The organism is Neisseria sp. P0021.S007 (genome assembly GCF_051956855.1).
Genome location: NZ_JBQCXA010000571.1, coordinates 1 through 673, shown reverse-complemented (window position 1 = coordinate 673; position 673 = coordinate 1). Strand labels below are relative to the sequence as shown.

Annotated in this window: 1 protein-coding gene; it reads right to left on the bottom strand. The window is 42.8% G+C overall.

Annotated elements, in window-relative coordinates; genetic code table 11:
* Positions 1–206: 206 nt before the first annotated feature.
* Positions 207–665, bottom strand: coding sequence for an aspartate carbamoyltransferase regulatory subunit (gene pyrI / locus ACTHUR_RS14680; RefSeq protein WP_003684689.1), 459 nt, complete (start codon positions 663–665; stop codon positions 207–209).
* Positions 666–673 lie beyond the last annotated feature (8 nt).

Sequence of the window (673 nt, the reverse complement as noted above, 5' to 3'; positions counted from 1 at the left end):
GTATGGATGAGTGCATAAGTTTTCCTACATTTCGTATCGCGTTATAAAAATAATGCCTTTTGAGCAAATGATGTCATTAACTCAGAAGGCATTATTTTAACGTAATTTTAACGCAATTTGCTTAATATCTTGCTTTTTATGAAACTGATGTATCAAGCAGACAACTCAAACCGCACAGCCGTGTTTTCAGACGGCCTGAGATTTTATCAGGCTTCGGCAACCGAATCACGCGAGAAGGTTTTTTCGCAATAATGGCATTTCAAACGTGTCTGACCATTATGTGAACGGACATAAAAGCGGCTGATGACCGGCTCGCCATGACTGGCACAATTGGTATTCGGGCAGCGGAATACTTCTGAAATTTCGTCCGGCAATGACAAATGCTGTTTGTCGATCACTTTAAACTGATCGATTTTGTTTACTACTGCTTCAGGGGCAAATAAAGCCAAACGGTTGGCCGCATTGGCATCCAACCATACGCCGCTGACTTTGATAATGTCTTTGCTTCCCTGCGTTTTGCTGGGCAAATTAAAGCCGACTGTAACCGCGCTGCCATAATGCAGCAGCTTAAACTGTCTTAAAATGGCCAAGCCTTTACCGGCAGGAATATGATCAATTACCGTACCTTGTTCAATCGCTTCAACGCTGAGTTTTGAGTTTTCCATCTCTCGCT